Annotated in this window: 23 protein-coding genes and 1 riboswitch; of the genes, 6 read left to right on the top strand and 17 right to left on the bottom strand. The window is 37.4% G+C overall.

Annotated features, from left to right (window positions below; translation table 11 throughout):
• Positions 1-572 precede the first annotated feature (572 nt).
• The 5 genes from BBS29_RS04940 to BBS29_RS04920 form a co-directional block, all read right to left on the bottom strand.
• Positions 573-1,208 carry a KinB-signaling pathway activation protein gene (locus BBS29_RS04940; RefSeq protein ID WP_068129547.1) on the bottom strand — a complete coding sequence of 212 codons (636 nt, stop codon included), beginning with the start codon at positions 1,206-1,208 and terminating at the stop codon, positions 573-575.
• On the bottom strand, positions 1,205-2,251 hold the full coding sequence (locus BBS29_RS04935) for an Mrp/NBP35 family ATP-binding protein (protein WP_068129545.1): 1,047 nt from the start codon (positions 2,249-2,251) through the stop codon (positions 1,205-1,207). The genes BBS29_RS04940 and BBS29_RS04935 overlap by 4 nt, the downstream gene beginning before the upstream one ends.
• Positions 2,252-2,346: 95 nt before the next feature.
• A complete protein-coding gene (gene trhA, locus BBS29_RS04930) occupies positions 2,347-3,021 on the bottom strand; it encodes a PAQR family membrane homeostasis protein TrhA (RefSeq protein WP_068129544.1) in 675 nt (224 codons plus the stop codon).
• Positions 3,022-4,167: a UTP--glucose-1-phosphate uridylyltransferase gene (locus tag BBS29_RS04925; protein ID WP_084778861.1), complete on the bottom strand. Its 1,146-nt coding sequence runs from the start codon at positions 4,165-4,167 to the stop codon at positions 3,022-3,024. It abuts the gene before it with no gap.
• Positions 4,168-4,175: 8 nt separating this feature from the next.
• Positions 4,176-5,480, bottom strand: a complete 1,305-nt coding sequence (locus BBS29_RS04920) for a pyrimidine-nucleoside phosphorylase (RefSeq protein ID WP_068129540.1) — start codon at positions 5,478-5,480, stop codon at positions 4,176-4,178.
• Positions 5,481-5,626: 146 nt separating this feature from the next.
• Here BBS29_RS04920 and BBS29_RS04915 point away from each other — a divergent pair, with 146 nt between their 5' ends.
• Positions 5,627-6,280, top strand: coding sequence for a metal-dependent transcriptional regulator (locus BBS29_RS04915; protein WP_068129539.1), 654 nt, complete (start codon positions 5,627-5,629; stop codon positions 6,278-6,280).
• A 37-nt stretch (positions 6,281-6,317) separates the two neighbouring features.
• Here the strand turns inward: BBS29_RS04915 and BBS29_RS04910 are convergent, their stop codons facing one another.
• The 4 genes from BBS29_RS04910 to nhaC form a co-directional block, all read right to left on the bottom strand.
• Positions 6,318-7,094 carry a Cof-type HAD-IIB family hydrolase gene (locus BBS29_RS04910; protein ID WP_068129537.1) on the bottom strand — a complete coding sequence of 259 codons (777 nt, stop codon included), beginning with the start codon at positions 7,092-7,094 and terminating at the stop codon, positions 6,318-6,320.
• The gene (locus tag BBS29_RS04905) at positions 7,095-7,685 is read right to left on the bottom strand and encodes a ribonuclease H1 domain-containing protein (RefSeq protein WP_068129534.1); all 591 of its coding nucleotides are present in this window, start codon (positions 7,683-7,685) and stop codon (positions 7,095-7,097) included.
• Positions 7,686-7,744: 59 nt separating this feature from the next.
• Positions 7,745-8,101, bottom strand: a complete 357-nt coding sequence (locus tag BBS29_RS04900) for a hypothetical protein (RefSeq protein WP_218836838.1) — start codon at positions 8,099-8,101, stop codon at positions 7,745-7,747.
• 131 nt (positions 8,102-8,232) lie between these two features.
• On the bottom strand, positions 8,233-9,699 hold the full coding sequence (gene nhaC, locus BBS29_RS04895; protein ID WP_068129548.1) for a Na+/H+ antiporter NhaC: 1,467 nt from the start codon (positions 9,697-9,699) through the stop codon (positions 8,233-8,235).
• Positions 9,700-9,889: 190 nt separating this feature from the next.
• On the opposite strand from nhaC, the gene BBS29_RS04890 reads away from it, so the two are divergent.
• Positions 9,890-10,444: an NADPH-dependent FMN reductase gene (locus tag BBS29_RS04890; protein ID WP_068129530.1), complete on the top strand. Its 555-nt coding sequence runs from the start codon at positions 9,890-9,892 to the stop codon at positions 10,442-10,444.
• A 30-nt stretch (positions 10,445-10,474) separates the two neighbouring features.
• Here BBS29_RS04890 and BBS29_RS04885 read toward each other — a convergent pair whose 3' ends face one another.
• The 3 genes from BBS29_RS04885 to BBS29_RS04875 all read right to left on the bottom strand — a co-directional run bounded on the left by BBS29_RS04885 (position 10,475) and on the right by BBS29_RS04875 (position 12,946).
• On the bottom strand, positions 10,475-10,747 hold the full coding sequence (locus tag BBS29_RS04885; protein WP_068129529.1) for a Txe/YoeB family addiction module toxin: 273 nt from the start codon (positions 10,745-10,747) through the stop codon (positions 10,475-10,477).
• The gene (locus BBS29_RS04880) at positions 10,744-11,001 is read right to left on the bottom strand and encodes a type II toxin-antitoxin system Phd/YefM family antitoxin (protein WP_068129527.1); all 258 of its coding nucleotides are present in this window, start codon (positions 10,999-11,001) and stop codon (positions 10,744-10,746) included. The genes BBS29_RS04885 and BBS29_RS04880 overlap by 4 nt, the downstream gene beginning before the upstream one ends.
• Positions 11,002-11,071: 70 nt before the next feature.
• Entirely contained in the window at positions 11,072-12,946 is a 1,875-nt protein-coding gene (locus tag BBS29_RS04875; protein WP_068129526.1) for a heavy metal translocating P-type ATPase, read from the bottom strand.
• Between the two features lie 188 nt (positions 12,947-13,134).
• Here BBS29_RS04875 and BBS29_RS04870 point away from each other — a divergent pair, with 188 nt between their 5' ends.
• Both BBS29_RS04870 and BBS29_RS04865 read left to right on the top strand, forming a co-directional pair.
• Positions 13,135-14,739 carry a BCCT family transporter gene (locus tag BBS29_RS04870; protein ID WP_068129525.1) on the top strand — a complete coding sequence of 535 codons (1,605 nt, stop codon included), beginning with the start codon at positions 13,135-13,137 and terminating at the stop codon, positions 14,737-14,739.
• A gap of 146 nt (positions 14,740-14,885) precedes the next feature.
• Positions 14,886-15,926, top strand: coding sequence for a PTS transporter subunit IIC (locus tag BBS29_RS04865; RefSeq protein ID WP_068129524.1), 1,041 nt, complete (start codon positions 14,886-14,888; stop codon positions 15,924-15,926).
• Positions 15,927-15,956: 30 nt separating this feature from the next.
• Here the strand turns inward: BBS29_RS04865 and BBS29_RS04860 are convergent, their stop codons facing one another.
• A complete protein-coding gene (locus BBS29_RS04860) occupies positions 15,957-17,408 on the bottom strand; it encodes an aldehyde dehydrogenase family protein (protein WP_068129523.1) in 1,452 nt (483 codons plus the stop codon).
• A 122-nt stretch (positions 17,409-17,530) separates the two neighbouring features.
• Between BBS29_RS04860 and BBS29_RS04855 the strand changes: the two genes are divergently transcribed.
• The gene (locus BBS29_RS04855) at positions 17,531-18,925 is read left to right on the top strand and encodes an L-cystine transporter (RefSeq protein WP_068129520.1); all 1,395 of its coding nucleotides are present in this window, start codon (positions 17,531-17,533) and stop codon (positions 18,923-18,925) included.
• A gap of 78 nt (positions 18,926-19,003) precedes the next feature.
• Complete coding sequence (locus BBS29_RS04850; RefSeq protein WP_068129518.1) at positions 19,004-19,189, top strand: CsbD family protein; 186 nt, start codon at positions 19,004-19,006, stop codon at positions 19,187-19,189.
• 39 nt (positions 19,190-19,228) lie between these two features.
• Here BBS29_RS04850 and thiD read toward each other — a convergent pair whose 3' ends face one another.
• The 4 genes from thiD to BBS29_RS04830 form a co-directional block, all read right to left on the bottom strand.
• Complete coding sequence (gene thiD, locus BBS29_RS04845) at positions 19,229-20,050, bottom strand: bifunctional hydroxymethylpyrimidine kinase/phosphomethylpyrimidine kinase (protein WP_068129517.1); 822 nt, start codon at positions 20,048-20,050, stop codon at positions 19,229-19,231.
• Entirely contained in the window at positions 20,051-20,683 is a 633-nt protein-coding gene (gene thiE, locus BBS29_RS04840) for a thiamine phosphate synthase (protein WP_068129515.1), read from the bottom strand.
• Positions 20,680-21,486 carry a hydroxyethylthiazole kinase gene (locus tag BBS29_RS04835; protein WP_143861263.1) on the bottom strand — a complete coding sequence of 269 codons (807 nt, stop codon included), beginning with the start codon at positions 21,484-21,486 and terminating at the stop codon, positions 20,680-20,682. Before BBS29_RS04835 ends, thiE begins: the two co-directional genes overlap by 4 nt.
• A 43-nt stretch (positions 21,487-21,529) precedes the next feature.
• Positions 21,530-21,624: riboswitch (TPP riboswitch) on the bottom strand.
• A 34-nt stretch (positions 21,625-21,658) separates the two neighbouring features.
• Positions 21,659-23,086: an FAD/NAD(P)-binding protein gene (locus tag BBS29_RS04830; RefSeq protein ID WP_084778855.1), complete on the bottom strand. Its 1,428-nt coding sequence runs from the start codon at positions 23,084-23,086 to the stop codon at positions 21,659-21,661.
• Between the last annotated feature and the right edge of the window lie 138 nt (positions 23,087-23,224).

Raw genomic sequence — 23,224 nt, 5'->3', positions numbered from 1 at the left:
CTTTTAACTCTTAAACTTATGTTTAAAAGTGTTATCCGGTATTAGCTACGGTTTCCCGTAGTTATCCCAGTCTTAAGGGCAGGTTGCCCACGTGTTACTCACCCGTCCGCCGCTCGACTCTTAAAGTGAACCCGAAGGTTCGGTATAAGAAGTCGCGCTCGACTTGCATGTATTAGGCACGCCGCCAGCGTTCATCCTGAGCCAGGATCAAACTCTCCATAATAGTTAGAGTTTTCTAGCTCTTTATAAAATGCGTTTTATACTAGTCGCTCTAGTTCTTGTTACTTTTAATAGTAACTTCTTTTTATCGGAATTAACGTTGACATATTGTCATTCAGTTTTCAATGTTCATTTGTCGCGCTTTTGAAAAGCGCAATATTTACTATAGCACGTTCAAAAAATTAAAGCAAGTTATTTTTTGATATTTTAAAATTTATTTTTCGTGCGTCTGTCGTTTCTTGATTTTGACGACTTTTATATAATAGCAAGTAAACAAAAAATGGTCAAGCGTAAAAATATATCTTTTTAAAAAACTTTAGAGCGCTGGTGTAGCGCTCTAAAGTTATAGTCTTTTATTTGTCTTTGTTAACGATACCGCGTGCGATTTTATCTTCTCTAGATGCTTCAATATATTTTGGCAATCTAAGTAATTGGTACGCATTTAATATGAGTACAGTAAATATCGAACGGTAAATCCAAGTCGTATCTTCTACTGATATAAATGGTAGTAGTGTTAACGACGTCATAAATATCATAAAGAATAACGATGGTATAAAGATATTCTTTTCGACTTGTTTATTTTTAACATATGCGACTACGAATCCAACAATTACGACAATTATTGGTATCCATATAAACTCAAACGTTGAACCGTGATCTTTTCCAACTTTGAAAAATCTTAAGTAGAAAAGATCGAATATCGCATACATAATAAGAAGTATTTGTACGTATGGCCAAAAACTTCTAAATATCCCGAGTCCAAGTGGGTTAATGAATAAGTATATATAGAAAACGACTTGCGCGACAGTCGCGATAATAAGTCCGTATCCTATAATCCATATTAAACCGACGAAAAACTCAGAAAAGTCCCCTTTAAACAAATGACTCGTGACATTTTCATATTCTGTAAACAGACTGATAAATGTAGACGCAATCACACCGATAATTAACGTCGTAAAGTAAAACTTAACAACATATTTTGAACTCATTCTTCTTCCTCGATAATGCGTTTTGCGATTTTCTCATAATGATCGCTAATTTCACCTTCAAGGTAAACGGACGGTGCAAAGTCTTCTTTGTCAAAGTTTGGTTGGCCAAGTGGAATCTGCCCGAGTAACGGCACGTTTAACTCTTCCGCGAGTTTTTGTCCGCCACCTTTACCGAATATATATTCCTTATTGCCTGTTTCTTTACTTTCAAAGTAAGACATATTCTCTACAACACCTAAAATCTCGTGATCCGTATGAATTGCCATCGCTCCTGCACGAGCTGCAACGAATGCTGCTGTTGGATGTGGTGTCGTTACGATAATCTCTTTACTTTCAGGTAACATTTGATGCACGTCGAGCGCCACATCTCCTGTTCCAGGTGGTAAATCGAGTAGAAGATAGTCTAGGTCGCCCCATTCTACTTCTTTAAAGAAGCTCGTTAACATTTTACCGAGCATTGGCCCTCTCCAAATGACAGGCGTATTCTCCTCAACAAAGAATCCCATAGAAATAACTTGAACCCCGAAGCGTTCAACCGGAATAATTTTTTTATCTTTAATTTCGGGTTGCTCTGAAATCCCCATCATATCCGGCACACTAAACCCGTATATATCTGCGTCGATGATTCCAACTCTTTTACCAAGCTTTTGTAATTTAACCGCAAGGTTTACCGTAACCGTTGATTTACCAACGCCACCTTTACCAGATGCTACAGAGATGAACTTCGTTTTCTCCATATCAAACTGGCTTTCGTATTGGTTACCCATCGTCGCTTTATGTTTATTAATTTCTTCTTCTGGTAATTCGTCAAAACGAAGACCGACACTGTTAGCGCCCGCTTCTTTTAATAAATTAACGATTTTAATTTGTAAGTCTAACTGTTCTTGTCCCCCTAAACGTCCAATTAAAATCTTTAAGCTGACGTGTCCTTTATCTTCTATTATTTTGACTGATTCGATACCATTCGTTTCAGAAATCGGTACGTTTAAAATCGGATCGTTTACACTCTCCACTATTTGACGTACTTCTGACTCTGTTATCATTTAAAATCCCCTCTCGATAATCGCTATTTGAACTTATATTATCATAATAAGCGATTGCTTCATGCAATAAAATGCGTATGAAGTCTGATTTTATGTTAAATCATGTAGAACACGATACCGATATAATGAGCGACACTCGCGATAATTATAAAGAAGTGCCATATCATATGGAAGTATCGCTTATCTTTTTGCGCATAGAACCATGCGCCAATTGTATATAATACGCCACCTATAAAAAGCATGACTAAAAACATAATATTTGTACCAAATAATACAGCAGGTAAAAACGGTACAATCATCCATCCCATCACAAGATAAAATGCTAAGCTAATTTTTGGACTGACTTTTGGGCTTAACGTCTTATATAGTACACCTAAAATGGCTGCACCCCACTGGAGTATGAGAACCGTATATCCAGAAAATCCACCGATAACGCTAAGCGCGACTGGTGTATACGTACCGGCAATCGCAATGTATATACAACTATGGTCAATTAAACGCATGACATATTTGTGATGTGTGCCTGGTGCCATAATATGGTAAATCGTCGACGATAAAAACATTGTAATAATTGAAATGACATACACGCTACCGCCAAACGCATGCATTGCCCCACCTTCTACATACATATATATCGCAGTAAAAGGAAGTAAAAATATAAATAGAAATGTTGCGACACCGTGACTGACGCTATTTCCTACTTCTTCACCAAACGATAAAGGAATAATGTGTTTTAAAGTTTTTTCAACAGAGATATTATTTTCTTTCATCTATATCAGTTCGTACCTCTCAAGATCACGACGCGCTGTTTCCACACTATCTTGACCCTCTTTGTTTTTAAGTGGTGAAAATTCTCCTGCACGGTCCACTTGAAGCGTTTTATGTTTATTTGCAACGATAAATGCGTCGAAATAGAACTTTTCAAATTTTAACGCTTCTTCTTTTACTAACTTTAAATCATCATCTAAAAATTCCAAGTTTTTAAGCGCGAGGTGATATGGCATATCCGCCTCTGCCGCTTTCTCGATAAACGGGATACTAAATACATGAATACCGATATTTCCATTTGTAAATGACGCATCTTCTCCGTCAGGAATTTCAGTGTATTCAACGACTGTTTTCTTACCGTCAAGTAACGCGAGTCGACCGACACTTTCATTTAGTTTAGGCGTGATCGATTTTGACGTCACTTCATTTTCCTCATCTAAATGAAGTCCGACAAGTACTTCGTCGAGTACTTTTACGACGACGTTGTCGACGTTATTCATAAATACCGCTTCAACGCCACGCGTTTTCATATCTTCTAGCATACCGCTCGCTTTAAGGGCACTAAATATTCCACCGTTTCCGTTCGGTGTAATCATTATTTCTTCATCTTTAGTTAATAGTAACTCTCCAGATTTTGATAGAGACGGAAAATGCTCTTGCTTAAAGAAGTGAACATTTTCTTTTGGTAATCCGAAGTAGTTTTTTTCTTCGAAAAATTGAACTGTTTCATCGTGATTAATGTCGCTCGTCATAATGTACCAATGAACGTTTAACACGTCTTCTTTTTTATATTTTAAGATTTGACGCGCTTGAAGTTCAAAAAGCGATACGTCGTCAAACATAAACGTACCTTTCGGACCGTCGTACCCGAGGCGTGTCCCTTGTCCACCAGCCATTAAAAGTACCGCGACTTTTCCGTTTTCAATCGATGTATGTGCTAAACGTTCTAATGCTTCTACGTCTAACTCTTCTTTTGTCACGTACGGGACTTCTTCAACGTTTGACGTATCAAACGCCGTCTGATTTACATAAACATCTTCATAGACAGATTTTATTTTTTCTAAATCTAAATCGTTTAACTGTGCATCTACTTTTTCTTTTGATGTTTCTCTAAGCTTGTCATATTGCGGAATCCATCGTTTCAATATATACACCTCTATTCTGTAATCACTTTTTTAATGAGTATTGGATGAACTTCTTCTTCACCAAACGTATAACAATCTTTAACGCGTGAAATGACGTCATCCACATTTTCTTTGTTAGAGTGAATCACTGCTAGTGTGTCTCCAACTTCTACTTTATCTCCAACTTTTTCCTCTAGAACGATACCGACCGCTAAGTCAATCTCACTTTCTTTCGTTTCACGTCCAGCACCTAAAATCGATGCTGCTATACCCATATTTTCAGACTCAATTTGAGTGACGTATCCTGCTTTGTCTGATTTTACTTCAATCGTATATTCAGCAGTAGGTAATAGACTGTAGTCATCAATCACGTCACCGTTACCACCTTGACTAACGATAAGTTGTCTAAATTTTTCAAGTGCCGAACCATCTTCGATTGCTTTCTCTAATAGTCCACGTGCTTCTTCTAAACTATTTGCACCACCACCAAGGACAACCATTTGACTACCGAGGACAAGCGATAATTCCGTAAGATCTTCTGGACCTTTCCCTTTTAACGTTTCAATTGCTTCAATCACTTCTAGCGCGTTACCAATCGCATAACCGAGTGGCTCTTCCATGCTTGAAATAACTGCCATCGTATTTCGTCCGACATTATTACCAATTTGTACCATCGTATGTGCGAGTGCCTCTGCGTCTTTTTCGTTTTTCATAAATGCGCCGTCACCAACTTTTACGTCGAGAACGATACCATCTGCACCTGCTGCGATTTTTTTAGACATAATCGAACTTGCGATTAGTGGGATCGAGTTTACTGTTCCTGTAACGTCACGTAAAGCGTAAATCAGCTTATCTGCCGGAGTTAAGTTACCTGATTGTCCGACTAGTGCAAGTTTTTGTTTGTTTACGAGATCGATAAATTCTTCTTGAGATAATTCAACATGGAATCCTTCCATCGCTTCAAGCTTATCAACCGTTCCACCTGTATGCCCTAGCCCTCTTCCACTCATTTTAGGCACTGGAACGCCAACTGCTGCAACGAGTGGTGCTAATACTAACGTCGTAGTATCACCAACACCACCTGTCGAGTGTTTATCTACTTTAAACCCTTCGATTCCAGATAAGTCGATTTGGTCTCCAGACTCAACCATTTCCATCGTTAACGTTGCAACTTCATCTTCTGTCATACCGTTTAAAAAGATTGCCATCAGTAGACTCGATGCTTGATAATCTGGGATATCTCCATTTGTATATCCTTGAACAAACGATTTAATCTCTTCTTTTGATAATTCGATATTGTCACGTTTTTTTGTAATGATGTCTATCATTCTTGTCATATTCATACACTTCCTTAACTTTTTTCGAACATATTTTTCTATTCTTACATTATAACGTATCCTATTTAAATGATAAAATAAACGAATGTTGCACGAGATTAATATTCATTGCATAATTAAGTTACATAACGAAGGGTGGTTTATACATGAGTCCGACGAGAGAAGATTACTTAAAAATCATATATGAACTCGGTGGCGAGTTTTCTAGAGTATCTAATAAATCGATATCTCAAAAACTCAATATTTCACCACCAACTGTTACTGAGATGATGAACAGCCTAGTTAAAATCGGCTGGATCGATTTAAAGCCGTATCACGGAAGTATGCTTACCGCTGAAGGCGCAGAAGAAGCAAAACGACTCGTCCATAAACATCGTCTATGGGAAGTGTTTCTCGTTGAAAAACTTGGTTTTTCTATCGATGAGGTTCACGACGAAGCTGAACTATTAGAGCACTCGACTTCAGATAAACTCGCTGAAAGAATATACGAATATCTAGGACGTCCAAAATATTGTCCACATGGCGGAGCAATTTTACCTGAAGATATGGAAATCGCAGATCGCCACGCGAAAATCTTACCGGACATAAAAATTAGCGATTCCGTCGTCATCCAGCGTTTCGTAAACGAAGACCGACTCGTACATTACTTTAAAAACCAAAACTTAAACATAAACGACGTCGTCACTGTAAAGAACTTCGATGATATGCTTGACTCATACGAACTATACAATGAAACAAACGGAGAAATCGTATATATATCCTCTACAATCGCACAATTTATATTCGTTCGACCATTATAAAAGCCGCGTCCGTTTATACGGACACGGCTAGTTTTATTTAAATGAGTTTATAATGTTTTAACGCATGATATAATCCGTCGTCATCGACGTGACTCGTGACATATTCGGCGACTGATTTCGTTTCATCGACACCGTTACCCATCGCAACAGAGTGCTTAACGAGCTTTAACATGTCATAATCGTTCGGTCCGTCTCCAAATGCATAGACGTCATCTTCATTAAATCCGAGCTTTTCGATCACTTTTTTAACTGTTTCTGCTTTAGATCCGCCTTTTGGCATTACGTCTAACGACACTCGATGCCATCTTAAAAAGTCTAACTCACTATATCTTTCTTTATAATAGTCTTCTTCATCTTCTGTACAGAAGAGTAATCCTTGGTACACTTCGTTTTCAAGGTGGAAGTTTTCATTATGTCCAGGTGATTGATCGAACTTTAAAGAGCCTAACCCTTCGTTGATTCGGCTATGACCTTTTATATTTGACACCATATGTGTATCGTTTAAATAGACGACTGGATGGTTATGTTTTTTAGCGTCTTTAGATATTTCTTCTAACAAGTCACTCGGAATCGGATTTTTGTAAATCACTTCTCCGTCAACGACTGCGTATTGTCCGTTTAATGCGATGAACGACTCAATACCTAACTCTTCTCTTAAATCTTTAAATAAAAACGGTGCGCGACCTGTCGCAATAACTAACGTATGTCCATCTTTTTTAAGCGATTCGATCGCACGTTTAGTAGATTCTGGTACTTTGACCGATGTATTATAAAGTGTTCCGTCAATGTCAAAAAACAATAATTTTTTCACCATTTAGTCCTCCATAATTGATTGTTTTGCAAGATCATCTGCGCGCTCGTTATAAAAATCTCCAGTGTGTGCTTTCACTTTTATAAAATCTACTTTGATTTGGTGCATCAGTTGCTCCATTTGCTTCTGATATTCTTTTGTTGTCGGTTTATTTGCACGCCACTCTTTCGTTGCCCATTTTTCTAAACCTGCATAGTCATAATGGACGTGAATTTTATCGTACTGATTTGAAATCGCATAGTTAACTGCATATAGTACTCCACCAATTTCAGCGCTGACGTTCCATAAATTGTCGTCTTTATTAATGGCGATTTCTTTTGACGCTTCGTGTATTACTTTACCATCTTCAATCAGAATAGCACCGAAGCCAGCGCGTTCTGTTCGCTTATCATAACTCCCGTCAACATACGCTATAAGCCCATCTAACTTTATAGCTTCTTTTTTGTTTAAATTCATAAACTGAAGTGCTTCATCTTCAGTTTTAAATGATTTATACTCTGCACCGCTAAAACCCATCACTTCGCGCTTTGCAGTGTCCCAATCTCTATAAATACCAGGGGTTCTCCCTTTACGTACTGCATAATATTTACTCATATGTCTCCTCCACGGTTCATTGTACCAAAAAAGGCAGACCGGAGTCTGCCTTCGTGATATTACATTTCATCAGATTTATCTTCTTTTTCCCCTGGGGGGATGCCGATTTCTTCATCCGCTTCAATATGCGTGACAAATGGCGCTTCTTTTAAACTTTCGTATTGTGACTCATCGAGATCGATTGTCTTCATGTTCATGTTGTCCATCTCATTAATCACATCTGATTCTTCTACACCATATTCTTTTAGGTCTTCTAATGTAACGTCACGATTAAACGAGACGATGTAACGTGTTTTTGTCATATCTTTATCTACATCTTTCTCTTCAATATTATCTTTTGGTTCTTCGACGTTTTCGGACGGCTCTTTTGTATCTGTATTCGTTGAACATGCAGCTAAAAGTAGTGACATTGACATCAACATGATATAGCGTTTCAACACCATCAGCTCCGATCCATTATTTTGCGCGTTTTTTATCAGTAAATATGCTGATGAAAAACACAAAAAAGATACTTAAAATGAGTTTAATAATATGTTTCATACGTATATTATAACTCATTGCTTGCTGGTTTCGCTTGTTCTGAACCGTAAATATCTTCTAAGAACTCTTCTTTTTCGCTGTCAGTAATATATTTAACACCAATACCTGTCGCAGCTAAAATGAGTGCAATAATTGGTACAGAGAAGTTTAAAATCGCGTATGGGCCGTAATCCCAAGCGTACACTCCTAACGTTACATATATAAATACCCCACACGTATTCCACGGGATGAATACTGACGTTAACGTACCACCATCTTCTAAGCTTCGAGATAAGTTTTTCGGATGTAGTTTATTGTCTATATATGATTTTAAGTACATTCTTGACGGTACAACGATTGAAATATATTGTTCAGAACACGTTGCGTTTGTGAAAAACGCTGAAGCAAGTGTAGCTGAAATTAAACCAAATGTTCCTTTTGCGATTTTTAAAATTTGGTTCATAATCGATTGAAGCATGCCTGAGTATTCCATAATTCCTGCGAAAGTCATCGCTACGATTGTCATCGACACAGTGTACATCATATCGAGTAACCCACCGCGGTTAAATAGTTTATCTACACTTTCGTTACCACTTTCTAAAGCGTATCCATTTGTTAATACGTCAATCGACGTGCTGAGTGATCCACCTTGAACAAATACTTGAGCAAGTACTCCGAGCAACGCACCGATAAATAACGCAGGTGCTGCACTCATTTTTAATACGATTAAAACGATAACAATGACTGGTACTAAAAATAGCCACGGTGAAATGACAAAGTTATCTTGCATCGCACTGAGCATGCCATTTACTTGTTCATCGTTTAACGTTTGGTTACCAATTACTTTAAGACCGATAACTAAATATACAATTATAGAAATAATAAGTCCTGGAATCGTCGTGTAAAACATGTGTTTAATGTGATCGAATAACGGTACGTGTGTTAAACCAGCAGCTAAGTTTGTCGTGTCTGATAGCGGTGACATTTTATCTCCAAAATAAGCTCCAGATATAACAGCTCCGGCAATCATCGCAGGTTCAATCCCCATCGACATACCGATACCCATACCAGCAACACCAATCGTCGCCATCGTTGACCATGAGCTTCCAATCGCAAGTGCAACTAATGCACAGATAAGCATGATCGTGACTAAGAAATATTTAGGATTTAATAAAATTAAACCGTAGTAAATCATCGTCGCAACAATACCTCCACCGATCCAAGAACCGATGACGAGACCAACTAAAATAATAATAACGACAGCCGGTAGTGCGAGTTTGATTCCTTTATACATAAATTCTTCAAGTGAATCCCACTTATAACCACAAATAAGAGCGACAATCGCAGCAGTTGCCGTACCGAGAATTAACGGCACGTGCGGATCAATTTCAAATTTAACCACCGCAACATACATCGAAAAGATCATAACAATGAACGGTATAATTGCTAAAAAGACGTTAATCTGTCTTGGTGATTCTAGTTTACTTTCCTTCATTGAAAATCCCCCTAATAATAATCTCTTTTTAATTATAGCGATTAAAACAAAAAATGGTAGCGATTTCTTAAATATTTTAAAAAAATCGCTGACATTTTCATCAACAATTTGACTGATTTTAATCGTCATATATTACAATACACCAAGAAAATGATACGATATAATTGATAATTTTATAGGAGAGAACGTAATGAATATACTAGTATTAGCTGGAGCGAATGTCGGTTCAAAAACGGCAACTGCTTTACAATACGTCACAGATTATTTTGAAACACATTATAATACTCATAATATCGAGATGATCGATTTAAAAGATAAAACACTCAACTTAGCAGATGGTCGTCATTATGAAGACTGGTCGGGTGACACAAAAGAAGTTATTTCTAAAATGTTAGCCGCTGACGTCATCGTTATCGGATTCCCAGTGTTCCAAGCATCAATCCCTGCAGTTCTAAAAAACTTATTCGACCTATTACCAATCAATGGCTTAAAAGGAAAAACAGTATCCATCGTCTCAACAGCAGGATCCAATAGACATTTCTTAGTTGCAGAAATGATGCTGAAGCCAATATTAAACTACATGAAAGCACACGTACTATCATCATATGTATTCATCACACCAGAAGCATACGAAGGAAAGCGACTCACAGACGTTAACATCTTGCACCGACTCGATAATTTAGCAGATGAAACAATCGACATCGCCGAGGCACATCAATCATTTAGTAAACGTAAGAACAAATAAAATAACGCCGAGTACAACTGTACTCGGCGTTTATTCATAATGAGACCAGCATGAGTAAATATAGACGATTTTCTCATCTTCATTTACTGTATAAACCACTCTGTGTTGATGGTTAATTCTTCTAGAATATCTTCCCTCACTTTTTGGTACGAGCTTTTTAAATGATTGTGTCGATTTAAAGGGATCATTTTTTAATGTCTCTATAATCTTCATAAAGTTATACTTTAAGTTTGATTGCTTAATCTTTTTCAAATCGGTCTTTGCACTATTTTTAATAATAACTTTATACTGTGTTACGCTCATAGCTCATCCCAATTGATATCGTCAATATCTGTCCAACCACTATTATCTTCCATTCGTTCTCTAACTACATTTAATACACCGTTATTTTCTAAATATAGCGTTTCATTAATACTATCCCAATCTTCTTTACTAATAAGGACTGCTTCAGAGTTTGATTTGCTACCACTAATAACTATTGGACTATGACTTTCATTAACTTCTTTTAAAATATTATAAAAATTTTCCCTAGCCTTTGTGGGTGTAATAATTTCCATATCCTTCACTCCAAACGTACGTTTATATGTACGTTTATTATAAGCTATTATTCATCAAGAATACAAATGTTTAATCTCTATACGCTAATAATCTTAAACCATTTAATATAACTAGAATTGTTGATCCTTCGTGGCCAATGACTCCTAGTGGTAAGTTTATTGCTTGGAAAAGGTTCGCAATGATGAGTAACGCGATGACCGCAATTGCAAATAAAACGTTCGCAATGACGATTCGTTTCATCTTTTTAGATAATCCTATAGAGTACGGTATCATCGTTAAGTCGTCTTTAATAAGTACGACGTCTGCTGTTTCCATTGCGATATCTGTTCCTGAACCCATCGCAAATCCAACTGAAGATTTCGCTAACGCCGGTGCATCGTTTACACCATCTCCAACCATTCCGATGTTACCATATTTTTCTTTTAATTCATCTAATATAGAAGATTTTTCATCTGGCATTTTATTTGCATGAACTTCTTTAATACCAACTTGTTTTGCGATATGCTTTCCGGTATTTTCATTATCACCCGTAACCATAATCGTTTGAATACCCATGTTATTAAGTTTTTCAATCGCAATTTTCGCATTTTCTTTCACGACGTCTTCTAGCGCATAAAACGCTTGTAACTCGTTATCACGACTCACGAAAATTACCGTGTTTCCTGTCGATTCTTTTTCAATTACGACACGCTTCACTTCTTCAGATAGCTGAATATTAGATTCATCTAACACATAACTATGCTTTCCGACTTTCCATTCGCTACCTTTGTTTTGAATTAAGAATCCTTTACCTGTAATATCCTCAACGTGATCGAGTTCAATGAGTGGCGTGTCTTCTAAGTAATCTAAAATCGCTACTGCAATTGGATGCATAGATCCTGATTCCGCACTTTTAATAACCTCATCGACATGTGCGTGGTCGACACCATCTACGTAATAAACATCTGTAACAGCAGGCTCACCGACTGTTAACGTACCTGTTTTGTCAAATATAATCGCATTTAACGCATTCGTGTTGTCAATCGTTTGACCGCCTTTAAACACCATTCCGTTACGTGCAGCGTTTGAAATTGCTGAAAGTGTTGCAGGTGTTGCACTTGCGACTAATGCACATGGTGACGCAACTGTTAAAAGTACCATCCCACGGTAAAACGACTCTGTCCAACCCCAGTCGAGTACAAAGTACGCTAAAGCGATAAATAACGGAACCCCGACTAATACAACTTTTACATAAGTATCTTCAATTGACTCAATAAAACTCGCTGTTTTACTTGGTGAAGACTGCGCTTCATCGACAAGTCGAATAATTTTAGCAAATAACGTGTTACTGTCTTCAACTGTGACTTCCATATCGATTCTGTTACCTTCGTTAATCGTCCCCCCGACGACCTCGTCTCCTGTTACTTTTTCAACAGGAACGGATTCACCTGTAACAGATGCTTCGTTAACAACCGTGTCAGTTGAAAGTAGTTTTCCGTCAATTGGAATTGTTTCACCGCGTGGCACTTGAACTTGATCTCCAACTTTTAGCTCAGCAGTTGGAACGACTTCAATTTCGCCGTTTTCATTGTAACGACGTGCTTCGTCTGGCGTTAAGTTCATTAACTCAGAAATCGCGTTTCGGCTTTTTTCGTTTGCCATCGATTCCATTGCTTCAGCAAGACTGAAAATGAAAATTAACAGTGCACCTTCCATCCAATAACCGATGATCGATGCACCAACGGCAGCTAAAATCATCAGTACGTCTACGTTTAAATGTTTGTCGTGAATCAGTTCTTCGATTCCGTTTTTTGCGCTATAATATCCCCCGATTAAAAAAGCAGCAATAAATACTGGAATCGCAACATTTTCAAGGCCTTGGTACTGAAGTACAATCCCTATAATAATAAGGAATGCACAAATAACCGTATTTCGAAAGCCTTTATTTTGTAGCCATTTTTTCAAAGTTGTTCACCTACTAATTTAGAAAATTATCATTTAATTTAATGCTCTATCTACACTTAATTATAATAATTTTAAATAAGAAATACAATAGATTAGACTAGATATTATTACTTTATTTTCAAATACCCTTTTATTATGAGTATCAATATGTTAGTCTATATACTTGTGTATAAAAAAGGAGTGTTAAAATGACCGAGAAAAGTAAGCAAAAAATATCACCAGTGTTTAAATACGCGTCAATTTTAGTACTAATTCTTGTTTTATTTGGTATGTTTATGCCAGCAAGATTCGGTGAAATGACTGGAGCATTAAGTAACTATATTACAGTTACTTTTGGTTGGTATTACATGATACTTGTTACGGTAATTATTTTATTTTCAGTATTTTTAATATTTAGTCCGATTGGAAAATTAAAACTTGGTAAACCGAATGACGAACCTGAATTCAGGACAATTTCTTGGTTAGCGATGTTATTCAGTGCCGGTATGGGGATCGGCCTTGTGTTCTACGGGGCATCAGAACCTATTTCCCATTATCTAGCACCACCATCAACTGACAGAGAAACTAAAGAAGCATTCATGGAGTCAATGCGTTCAACGATATTCCACTACGGATTCCATCCGTGGGCGGTATATGGAATCGTTGCGTTATCTCTCGCATACTTCCAGTTTAGAAAGAACGAAGATGGTTTACTGTCTAAAACGTTAAGACCTATTTTTGGAGATCGAGTAGATGGTCCATTAGGTACAGTCGTCGACGTACTTGCGGTATTCGCAACTGTTATTGGGGTTGCGGTATCTTTAGGTGTAGGTACGTTACAAATTAACGCAGGTCTGAATTATTTATTTAATGTGCCTCAAAATATTTTAGTACAGTTTGTCATTATTTTTGTTGTTACTATTCTATTCTTAGCGAGCGCTTGGAGTGGATTATCTAAAGGGATTCAATATTTAAGTAACATTAATATGTCACTTGCAGTACTATTATTAGTTGCTCTATTTTTCATAGGGCCAACGATTCTTATTTTAAATATGATGACAACAACTGCAGGATCTTACCTCGGAACTTTTTTACAAAACAGTTTCGACGTAGCCCCTCTCTATGAGCAAAAATCTGAATGGCTGAAAAGCTGGACCATTTACTACTGGGGTTGGTGGATCAGTTGGAGTCCTTTCGTTGGTATATTTATTGCACGTGTATCAAAAGGACGTTCAATTAGACAGTTTGTTATTGCAGTATTACTCGTTCCAACAATCGTAAGCTTAATTTGGTTTAGTGTATTTGGAACGACAGGAATTACTGTCGCTCAAAATTCAGACAGCATATTAGCGTTACCACCAGAAACACAGTTATTTGCGATATTTAATGAATTACCACTAAGTGTCGTACTTTCAACAATCGCAATACTATTAGTATCGATATTCTTTATTACATCAGCGGACTCAGCGACATTCGTTTTAGGTATGCAAACGTCATACGGAACGTTACAACCACCTAAAGGAATTAAAGTCATTTGGGGAGTATTACTGTCACTCATCGCATTTGTACTATTGCTCACGGGCGGTGACGAAGGTCTAGGAGCGTTACAATCAGCAGCGATTATATCTGCTTTCCCATTTAGTATTGTTATCATTCTGATGACAATTAGTTTTTATAAAGACGCAGATTTAGAAAGACGAAACTTAGGACTTACAATTACGCCAGACCAAGATAAGTTAGAAGAATATTACGAACACGTAGAAGAACATCCAAATACAGATATGGAAAGAGAAAATCCAGACAATGTATTCTAAAATTATCCTTACCGATTTTATATCGGTAGGGTTTTTTATTTTGTATCTATAAAAATTATATTCAACTTTCCAAGAATACATATTGTTTATTCACCATATAAGGGATATGATTATGAAAAATACATATTACGGAGTGATTCTTTCGTATGAAAATGTCTAAAAAGGATTTCTTTTTTAATATATTAAATGGGATGGCGATTGGTATCGTCGTTGCATTAATTTCTAGTGCATTACTCGGAGAAGTACTAAAGTTTTTTGGGCGTTATTCTGACGTCTTTATAACGATCGGTAATGCAGTCAGTTCGTTTCAGTTAATTACGTCAGTGATTATTGGTGTATTAGCGGGGATGAACTTAAAGTTTGACGGAATTCGTAGCGTTATTTTAGGTGGAGCAGCGTTAATCGGTTCTGGAGCATTAGTCTTTGAAGAAACGGGTGTCCGTTTACAAGGAATGGGAGATTTAATTAACGTTTTAATTACGCTCATTATTGCAGCGGCTATTATCGTATTCATTGGCGATAAACTCGGATCTCTGAACATCGTATTTTTACCGTTTCTCGGTGGTGTCGTTCCCGGTTTAATCGGATTAATGATCTTACCGTACTCAAAACTTGTGACGACAAGTTTAGGTGAATTAATTGCGCACTTTACAGATTTAAATCCGCTTCTCATGACGATTTTAATTTGTGTATTTTACTCTGCATTTCTCGCAACACCAATTTCACTCGTTGCGATTGCGACTGTTGTCAGTCTCTCTGGACTAGCGAGTGGTGCAGCGAACTTAGGAATTTTAACAGCATGTATGACGTTTTTATTTGGCTCAATTGGAATTAACAACAAAGGTACGATCATCGCTCTCATCATCGGTACAGGTAAAATGATGATGCCAGTGTACTTCAAAAACCCAATTATCGCGGTTCCGTTAGTCATTAACGGAATTATCGTCGGTGCGACAGGTTACTTCATGAATGTACAAGGAACACCAATGTCAGCAGGTTTTGGTCACACAGGATTAGTTGGTCCAATTAACTCGTTAGCGTTAATGGACGGGAGTACAAGTATGAATATCGCTAAACTTACAGTGGCGTATCTCATCGTTCCTGTCATTGCTGCATTTATCGTCGATAAACTATGCTTAAAGTTTCTACCAAAATATACGAGAGAAATGTTCTTATTTAAACCATAAAAAAGACTGCAGCTCTGCTGCAGTCTTCTTTTAATTAAACGGATATGGCAATGGTCCACGCTGAGTACTCATCCATTTTAAATCTGTAAAATCTTCTAACACATATGGATTCCCGTAACGTCCCATACCACTATTTTTAACGCCACCAAACGGTATATTCGGAAAATCAAGAACCGTTTGTTCATTGACGTGTACCATACCACTTTCTATTTGTTCCGCATACATTTGACCTTTTTCAACATCTTCAGTAAATATCGCAGCCGATAATCCGTAATCTGTATCGTTTGCAAAACGAATTGCTTCATCGTTAGAACTAGCTTTTATAATTAACCCAATCGGACTAAATAATTCAGTTTGCGCGATCTCGCTATCATTTTTAATATCTTTAAAGATAAACGGCGTGACAAAATTACCTTTCACTTCGCCTTCTAAGACCATTTCTCCAGACTCTTTTGCCATTTCGATAAATTTCTTAGTTTTTTCAAGCTGTGTTTTATTAATAATCGGACCGATGATTCCAACTTTATTGTGTTCGACACTCATTTTTAAATTTTCAGTTGCCGCTTTAAATTTATCTATAAACTCTTCATATACTGATTCATGAACGATGATTCGATTTACACTCATACATATTTGACCGGAATGTAAAAATTTCCCAGGAATTAACGCACGTACTGCATGATCTAAATTCGCATCATCCATAACGATAAAAGGACTATTCCCGCCAAGTTCTAGCGCTGTCGATATAAATCTATCGTTTGTTACTTTACGAATGTGTTTACCAACTGCAGTCGATCCTGTAAAACTAATCGCATTAATTTTCTCATGCGTAAAAAATACCTCACCAACAAGTTTCGGTTCAGTTAACACCATCTGAAAAACGTTACTCGGTACTCCCGCTTCTCTTAATAATACTGCCGGTATCGCCCCACTCACGATTCCTGTTTGAACGTCTGGTTTATGGACGACCGCATTCCCTAACGCTAGTGCTGGCGCAATCGTACGCATCGATAAATGTAAGGGGAAGTTAAAAGGTGCAACAGACGACACTACTCCTTTTGGTGAGCGGTAAATTAAGTTTTTCTTACCAGGTATAAGCGATGAACGATTTCCAACATGTCCGATTTTTTCTACTAATTTTAAAGATTCTCTTAAAATATTAATCGTCGCAACGTATTCAGCATTTGCTTTAACAAACGTACTTCCACCTTCTTTAATTAAAACGTCTACGATATTTTTTCTATGCTGTATAAATAGTTTGATAAGATTTTTAAGTACTTTCTTACGTTGTTTCGGATTGTGTTTCCATTCACTGTTATCCGCAACTTCAAATGCCTTGTTCGTTTGCTCTAAACTCGCGAGCGGAATTTCTGCAACCAACGAGTCGTCAAACGGGTTTAACGACTGAAATACTTCTCCACTGTCGCCTTCAACAAATTTTCCATCTATATAACTTTTATTTAAAGTTAAAAATATATTCATATCATCACTCCATTTTTATACTATACCCAAAAAATATTTTATTAATTCAAAACATATCTATTTACTAGGAATTAAAAATGTCCTATAATCGATTTATCAAAATTTTAAGAAGGATGTTATTCATGGACGCTACATTTATTATTATAAATCTAGTTGTATTTTTTGCGCTCCTTGTTGGAGTTTTTTTCATGCAAAAAAAACATATTAAATTTTCATACCGCGTATTAATCGCACTCGGTATTGGTTTAGTATTCGGAGGAATTCTTCAGCTTCTATATGGTGCTGATTCATACGTTACGACTCAAACGACAGGTTGGATGGGCCTCATCGGAAATGGCTTCATTCGATTACTACGTATGATCGTTATTCCACTGATCTTCGTATCAATCTTAAGTGCATTTGCGAAATTAGAAGTTAGAGAGAAATTTTTAAAGTCTGCAGTTAAGGCGATTTCGATTTTACTCATTACCGTTGCAATTTCTGCGGTAATTGGTATTACGACAGCTATCGCATTTAACTTAGACGCTTCAAGTATTAATTTAGGGGAAGCTGAAAACGCACGTAGTTTAGATATTGAATCTACAGCTTCAGAAATTGAAGGGTTAACGTTACCAGAACAAATTACACAACTGATTCCAGCAAATCCATTTTTAGACTTTACAGGTCAGCGTGGTGCTTCGACAATTGCGGTCGTAATTTTCACAGCACTACTCGGATATAGTTTATTAAAGTTTAAAAAACACGATGAAGTACGTGCAAACAAATTATCAGAGGGGATTTTAATCCTCAACGATTTCGTCATGGAACTCGTTAAAATTATTTTACGCTTAACGCCATACGGAATTTTAGCAATTATGGCAAATACTGTTGCAACAAGTGACTTTAGAGCTTTAGTTGATTTAAGCTTATTCGTCGTGGCATCTTACGTTGCACTCATTGCGATGTTTATCGTTCATTTAATTATTATTGCATTTACAGGATTAAACCCAATCACTTACGTTAAAAAGACGGCTGAAGTGTTACTATTCGCATTTACGTCACGTTCAAGTGCAGGTGCGTTACCGTTAAATATTCAAACTCAAACGACACGTCTCGGTGTTCCGTCAAGTGTTGCAAACTTCTCTGCAAGTTTCGGATTATCGATTGGACAAAATGGATGTGCAGGAATTTACCCATCAATGCTTGCGATAATGGTTGCACCAGTTGCTGGAGTGAATGTTGACTTACAGTTTATACTCACGTTAATCGTCGTTATCGTAGTTACAAGCCTTGGTATCGCTGGTGTAGGAGGCGGTGCGACGTTTGCTGCCATTATCGTTTTAAGTACGATGAACTTACCAGTCGCACTCGCAGCAGTATTAATTTCTGTTGAGCCGTTAATCGATATGGGACGTACAGCATTAAACGTTAGTGACTCTATGGTCGCAGGTACTGTAACAGCAAAAACTGACGGTACATTAGATAAAGACACTTACGATAATATGTCTTACGATGAACTTACAACTTCAAATATCTAACTTTTTTACGGTTCGATGTTTTAAAACATATAGACCGGGTATATATCTAGTACTTCAAAAATGAAAGGTATGATATGAATGAGTAAATTTGAAGGTAAAGTAGATCAATTAAAAGGTAAAGCAAAAGAAACAGCTGGTAAAGCGTTAAACGATAAGAGTAAAGAATTCGAAGGTAAAGCAGATCAAGCTGCTGGTAAAGCGAAAGATTCAATTGATAACGCATCTGAAAAGGCAAAAGACAAACTTGGTAAATTAGGCGAATAATCGCATGACAAAGGGAGTTCCGAATGGAACTCCCTTTTTTTATTTTTCGATAATTTCAATACTATTTTTTACCTCTGCCCAGTGGTTTACGGGACCATGTCCGTGACCAACTTCGATACCTTCTTCAATCGCGCTTTGGATAAAACTCTTCGCCGTAATAATTGACGTTTTTAGATCATTTCCTTTAGCAAGTTCAGATGCGATACACGCTGCGAACGTATCCCCTGTACCGTGTGTACGATTTGTATCGATACGTGTGCCGCGCATCCAAAACTCTTCATCTTTTAAACTGACGAAGTCTTCAGCATATGAATCATCACGGTGTCCGCCTTTAATAATGACGTTTTCTGCCCCTAGTGCTTTTAAGTAATTCGCCGCTTCAACCATATCTTCTCCAGATTGAATCGTTAAGCCTGTTAACACTTCCGCTTCTGGAATGTTCGGTGTAATGACCGTTGCAAGTGGTACTAATTCTGACTTTATTGAGTCAATTGCGCCGTCTTCGAGTAATTTATGACCACCTTTTGCTATCATCACGGGATCTAATATGTACGGTCCAAAATCGACTCTTTTTAAGTTTTCTACAACACATTTTACATGTGCCTCACTTGCGAGCATACCTGTTTTACACGCACCGATTTTAAAATCATCTGCGAGAGAATCAAATTGTGCATCAATAAACTCTGTCGGTACATAATACGCGTCTTGTACGCCTTTTGTGTTTTGTGCAGTGAGTGCGACGACAATGCTCATTCCAAATACGTTACGCGCTTGAAATGTTTTTAAATCTGCTTGAATTCCTGCGCCACCTCCAGAGTCTGAACCTGCGATTGTAACTGCTTGTGGTGTTGAGTTAATCATCTAATTGTCCTCCAAAATATAATCTATTTTTTGTTTTAAACCACTTACTTTTTCTGCAACGTTTTCTGCTAACATAATTTCAGATACAATAGCTGCACCTTTTACTCCTGTGTCTTTTAATACGTCTATGTTTTCTTCTTTAAGACCACCGATCCCAACAGATGGCACGTTCGTATGTTGAATGACCTCGACTAACGCTTCTTTCGACTGAACAATCGTTTCTTTTGTGTTTGTATCAAAGAATGCCCCTACGCCGAAATAATCTGCGCCACCTCTCTCTGCTTCTATCGCTCGAGTAGTTGTTTTTACAGTGACACCGAGTATTTTATCGTCACCTATAATTTGTCGAGTAATATGTACAGGTAGCTCGTCATCCCCGATATGAACCCCCGCAGCGTCAACTGCTAAAGCAATATCTACACGGTCATTAATAATAAGTGGCACGTTATATTTGTCCGTCACTTCTTTTACTTTAACGGCGAGATTATAAAACGCGTTTGTCGTTAACTCTTTTTCTCGTAGTTGTACGATTGTGACCCCATTTTTGCACGCTTCTTCAATGATCGATAAAAACTCATCATCGCTATAATCATAGCGTCCTGTCACTAAATATAAACTTAAATCGAATGTCATACGTATTCTCCTTTAACTTCTTTCGTCCAATCTGTATCTTTTAATAGAGATAACTCGTTTAATAAATGAAATCTAAATTCGTTAAGACCACGACTTTTCTCTGCTGCGACTTCACCGCAAATGTTAAAATAACTGACTCCGTTAATACATGCGTCTACAGGATGAAGACCACTACCTAAATTCGCAGCAACTAATGCACCGACAGTATCTCCAGTTCCAGTAAATTGACCGTTATATTCAACGCCATTCGATAGTTTCACTACATGATCTTTACTGACGATAATATCGACTGGACCTGTCGCTAAGAAGACTGTGTTTTCATGCTCTAGTGTTTTATCTTTTAACGCGTCGATTAATTCCTCTAAACGGTCCGCTTTCGTATCCTCTTCACCAGCATCTACCCCTCGGCCATGGCTCTTCAGTTTACAAAATGCACGCATTTCAGACATATTGCCTTTAACTACTGCCGGCTTAAGATCAACGAGTGCGTCACCGATACTATTTCTAAACTGACTGACGCCGTATCCGACTAAATCAACAACGACTGGCTTTTTATGAGAATTCGCACGTGTCGCTGCATGTAACAAATGCTTCGCTTCATTGTATGGTAAACGCGCTAAGTTAATAAACAACGCATCTACAGCTTGAATCACTTCATCTTGTTCTTCGATATGAGCCGCCATAATCGGTTTTGCACCGACATAGAGTAAACTGTTCGCGATCATTTCGATAGAAATCTGATTCGTAATACAGTTCACGAGCGGGCTCGATTGAAGCGGAAACCCCGGTTTAAAATCAAACAAAAAAAGCACTCCTTAATTATTTTCATAATTTCGGAGTGCTCAAAGAAGCCCTAAACATTTGTTACCTACGCCAGCATTATCTGTACAGGTTCAATGGGTATAATCTCAGCCACAAAAGTAGCACCCCGAAATGTCTATATTATTTTCTTTAGTATAACACATCAGTCGTCATTCATTGGATAATTTTGTCAATCGAATGCGGTATTTTCTTTAATATTAAGTTCACACCAGAGTTATTGATGTGTGTTGTAGATACTAAGTTCCCATATAATTTCATAGTATCTAACACACCAGCTTTAGAGATTACCGAAAACTCGGGGTATGTAATCTTTATACCGCCAAGCTCGTCGACTTGTAGAATTCCCTTTTCAATAAGCGTCTTCACTAAAGGTGAAGCGTTGTTTTCATCGGCTAAATTTTCGCCACTTAAGTTTGGACCGACCGCACTCACCATAACGTCTGCTGAATAACTACCATCTTCAGAGTTGATAACAAACTCGTCATCATAACTAATATCTTTTACTCCCGATACGTAAGTTAATTGTCCTGCTTCAATTAGTTCTACGATTTTTTCAGCTGTCATTTTCGGAAATGGTCCCGTTAATTGGCCGTGCGTCCCTTTTATATGCTTAATGTAGTACTTTTTATCCTCTATGGACAAATGATTCCACACTTCTCGAAGTACTTCTGACATTGCTTCAGCGATTTGTTGAACTACACCGAGCGTATCTAAATGTTCGAGTTGATATGTGAGAGAATCGAGGACCGGCATGTCATTGAGCTCTGTTAAAAGATGAAAATCTATACCTTGCTTCTTCGTTTCTTCTTTAAATATATCGACGATTGTTTGAATCGTGATGTCTCTATTTTGTTTTAGCGCTTCTACGTCGATATCGACTTCCGCTTCATTTCCTCTAATGAAGGGCACTGTGCCACTTCGTGACGTCACTAAAATATCGTTTTTATAGTTATTGTGATGTAAATACATAATAATATCGAGTGACGTTAAGTTTGTCCCAATCACTCCGACAGATTTCGCGTTTAATAACACGTCACTATTGCGTTCTATCGGAAACGGTGTACTAATATATTTTTCAATTTCTTTTAAATTATAAATATCCGTTTGAGGTAACTGACCGATACATAAGTGTACGATATCGACTTCGTATTTTTCATCTGCATGTATGATATACGTCTTTTCTATTACATCGATATCATCGACGACTGTCGGTACGAACGTCACTCGGCTATCTTTTATGTAATCTAAAAATACGTCTTTAGAATACTCACCAAATTCTGGTCGCGTAATAAATTCATGCTGTAATAAGTCCGGATCATGTTTCTTTAAATATTTGACGTATTCTTTTTTATCATCCCACGGTGCGAGTGTCATCTTTTTTAGTCGCTGATTGAGTAGCAGTGCGTCATCATCTGGACCGAATGGATATCCAGTCCCTGCAGCATTTGAATCATCGAATATATAAATTTCCATATCAGGATTATCGATATGGTCAATATAGTAGCGAAGTGTTCCGATGCCGGCCATGCCTGCACCGACAATTGCGATTTTCATATACAACCTCATTTCTAACTGTTTCATTACTCATACCCGTTTCTCATAATAAAAACTCCTGCCTAGATGTTGTGCTACCCAAAAGTTGGACTTTTGGAATTAAGCAGATTGTAAGGTATGTTTCCTGAATTCTTCAGGAGACATGCCTTTTAATTTTAGCTTAAT

This window comes from Nosocomiicoccus ampullae, assembly GCF_001696685.1.
Taxonomy (GTDB): Bacteria; Bacillota; Bacilli; order Staphylococcales; family Salinicoccaceae; genus Nosocomiicoccus; species Nosocomiicoccus ampullae_A.
The sequence above is the reverse complement of the archived record's forward strand: the minus strand, read 5'-3'. Positions and strand labels throughout refer to the sequence as shown.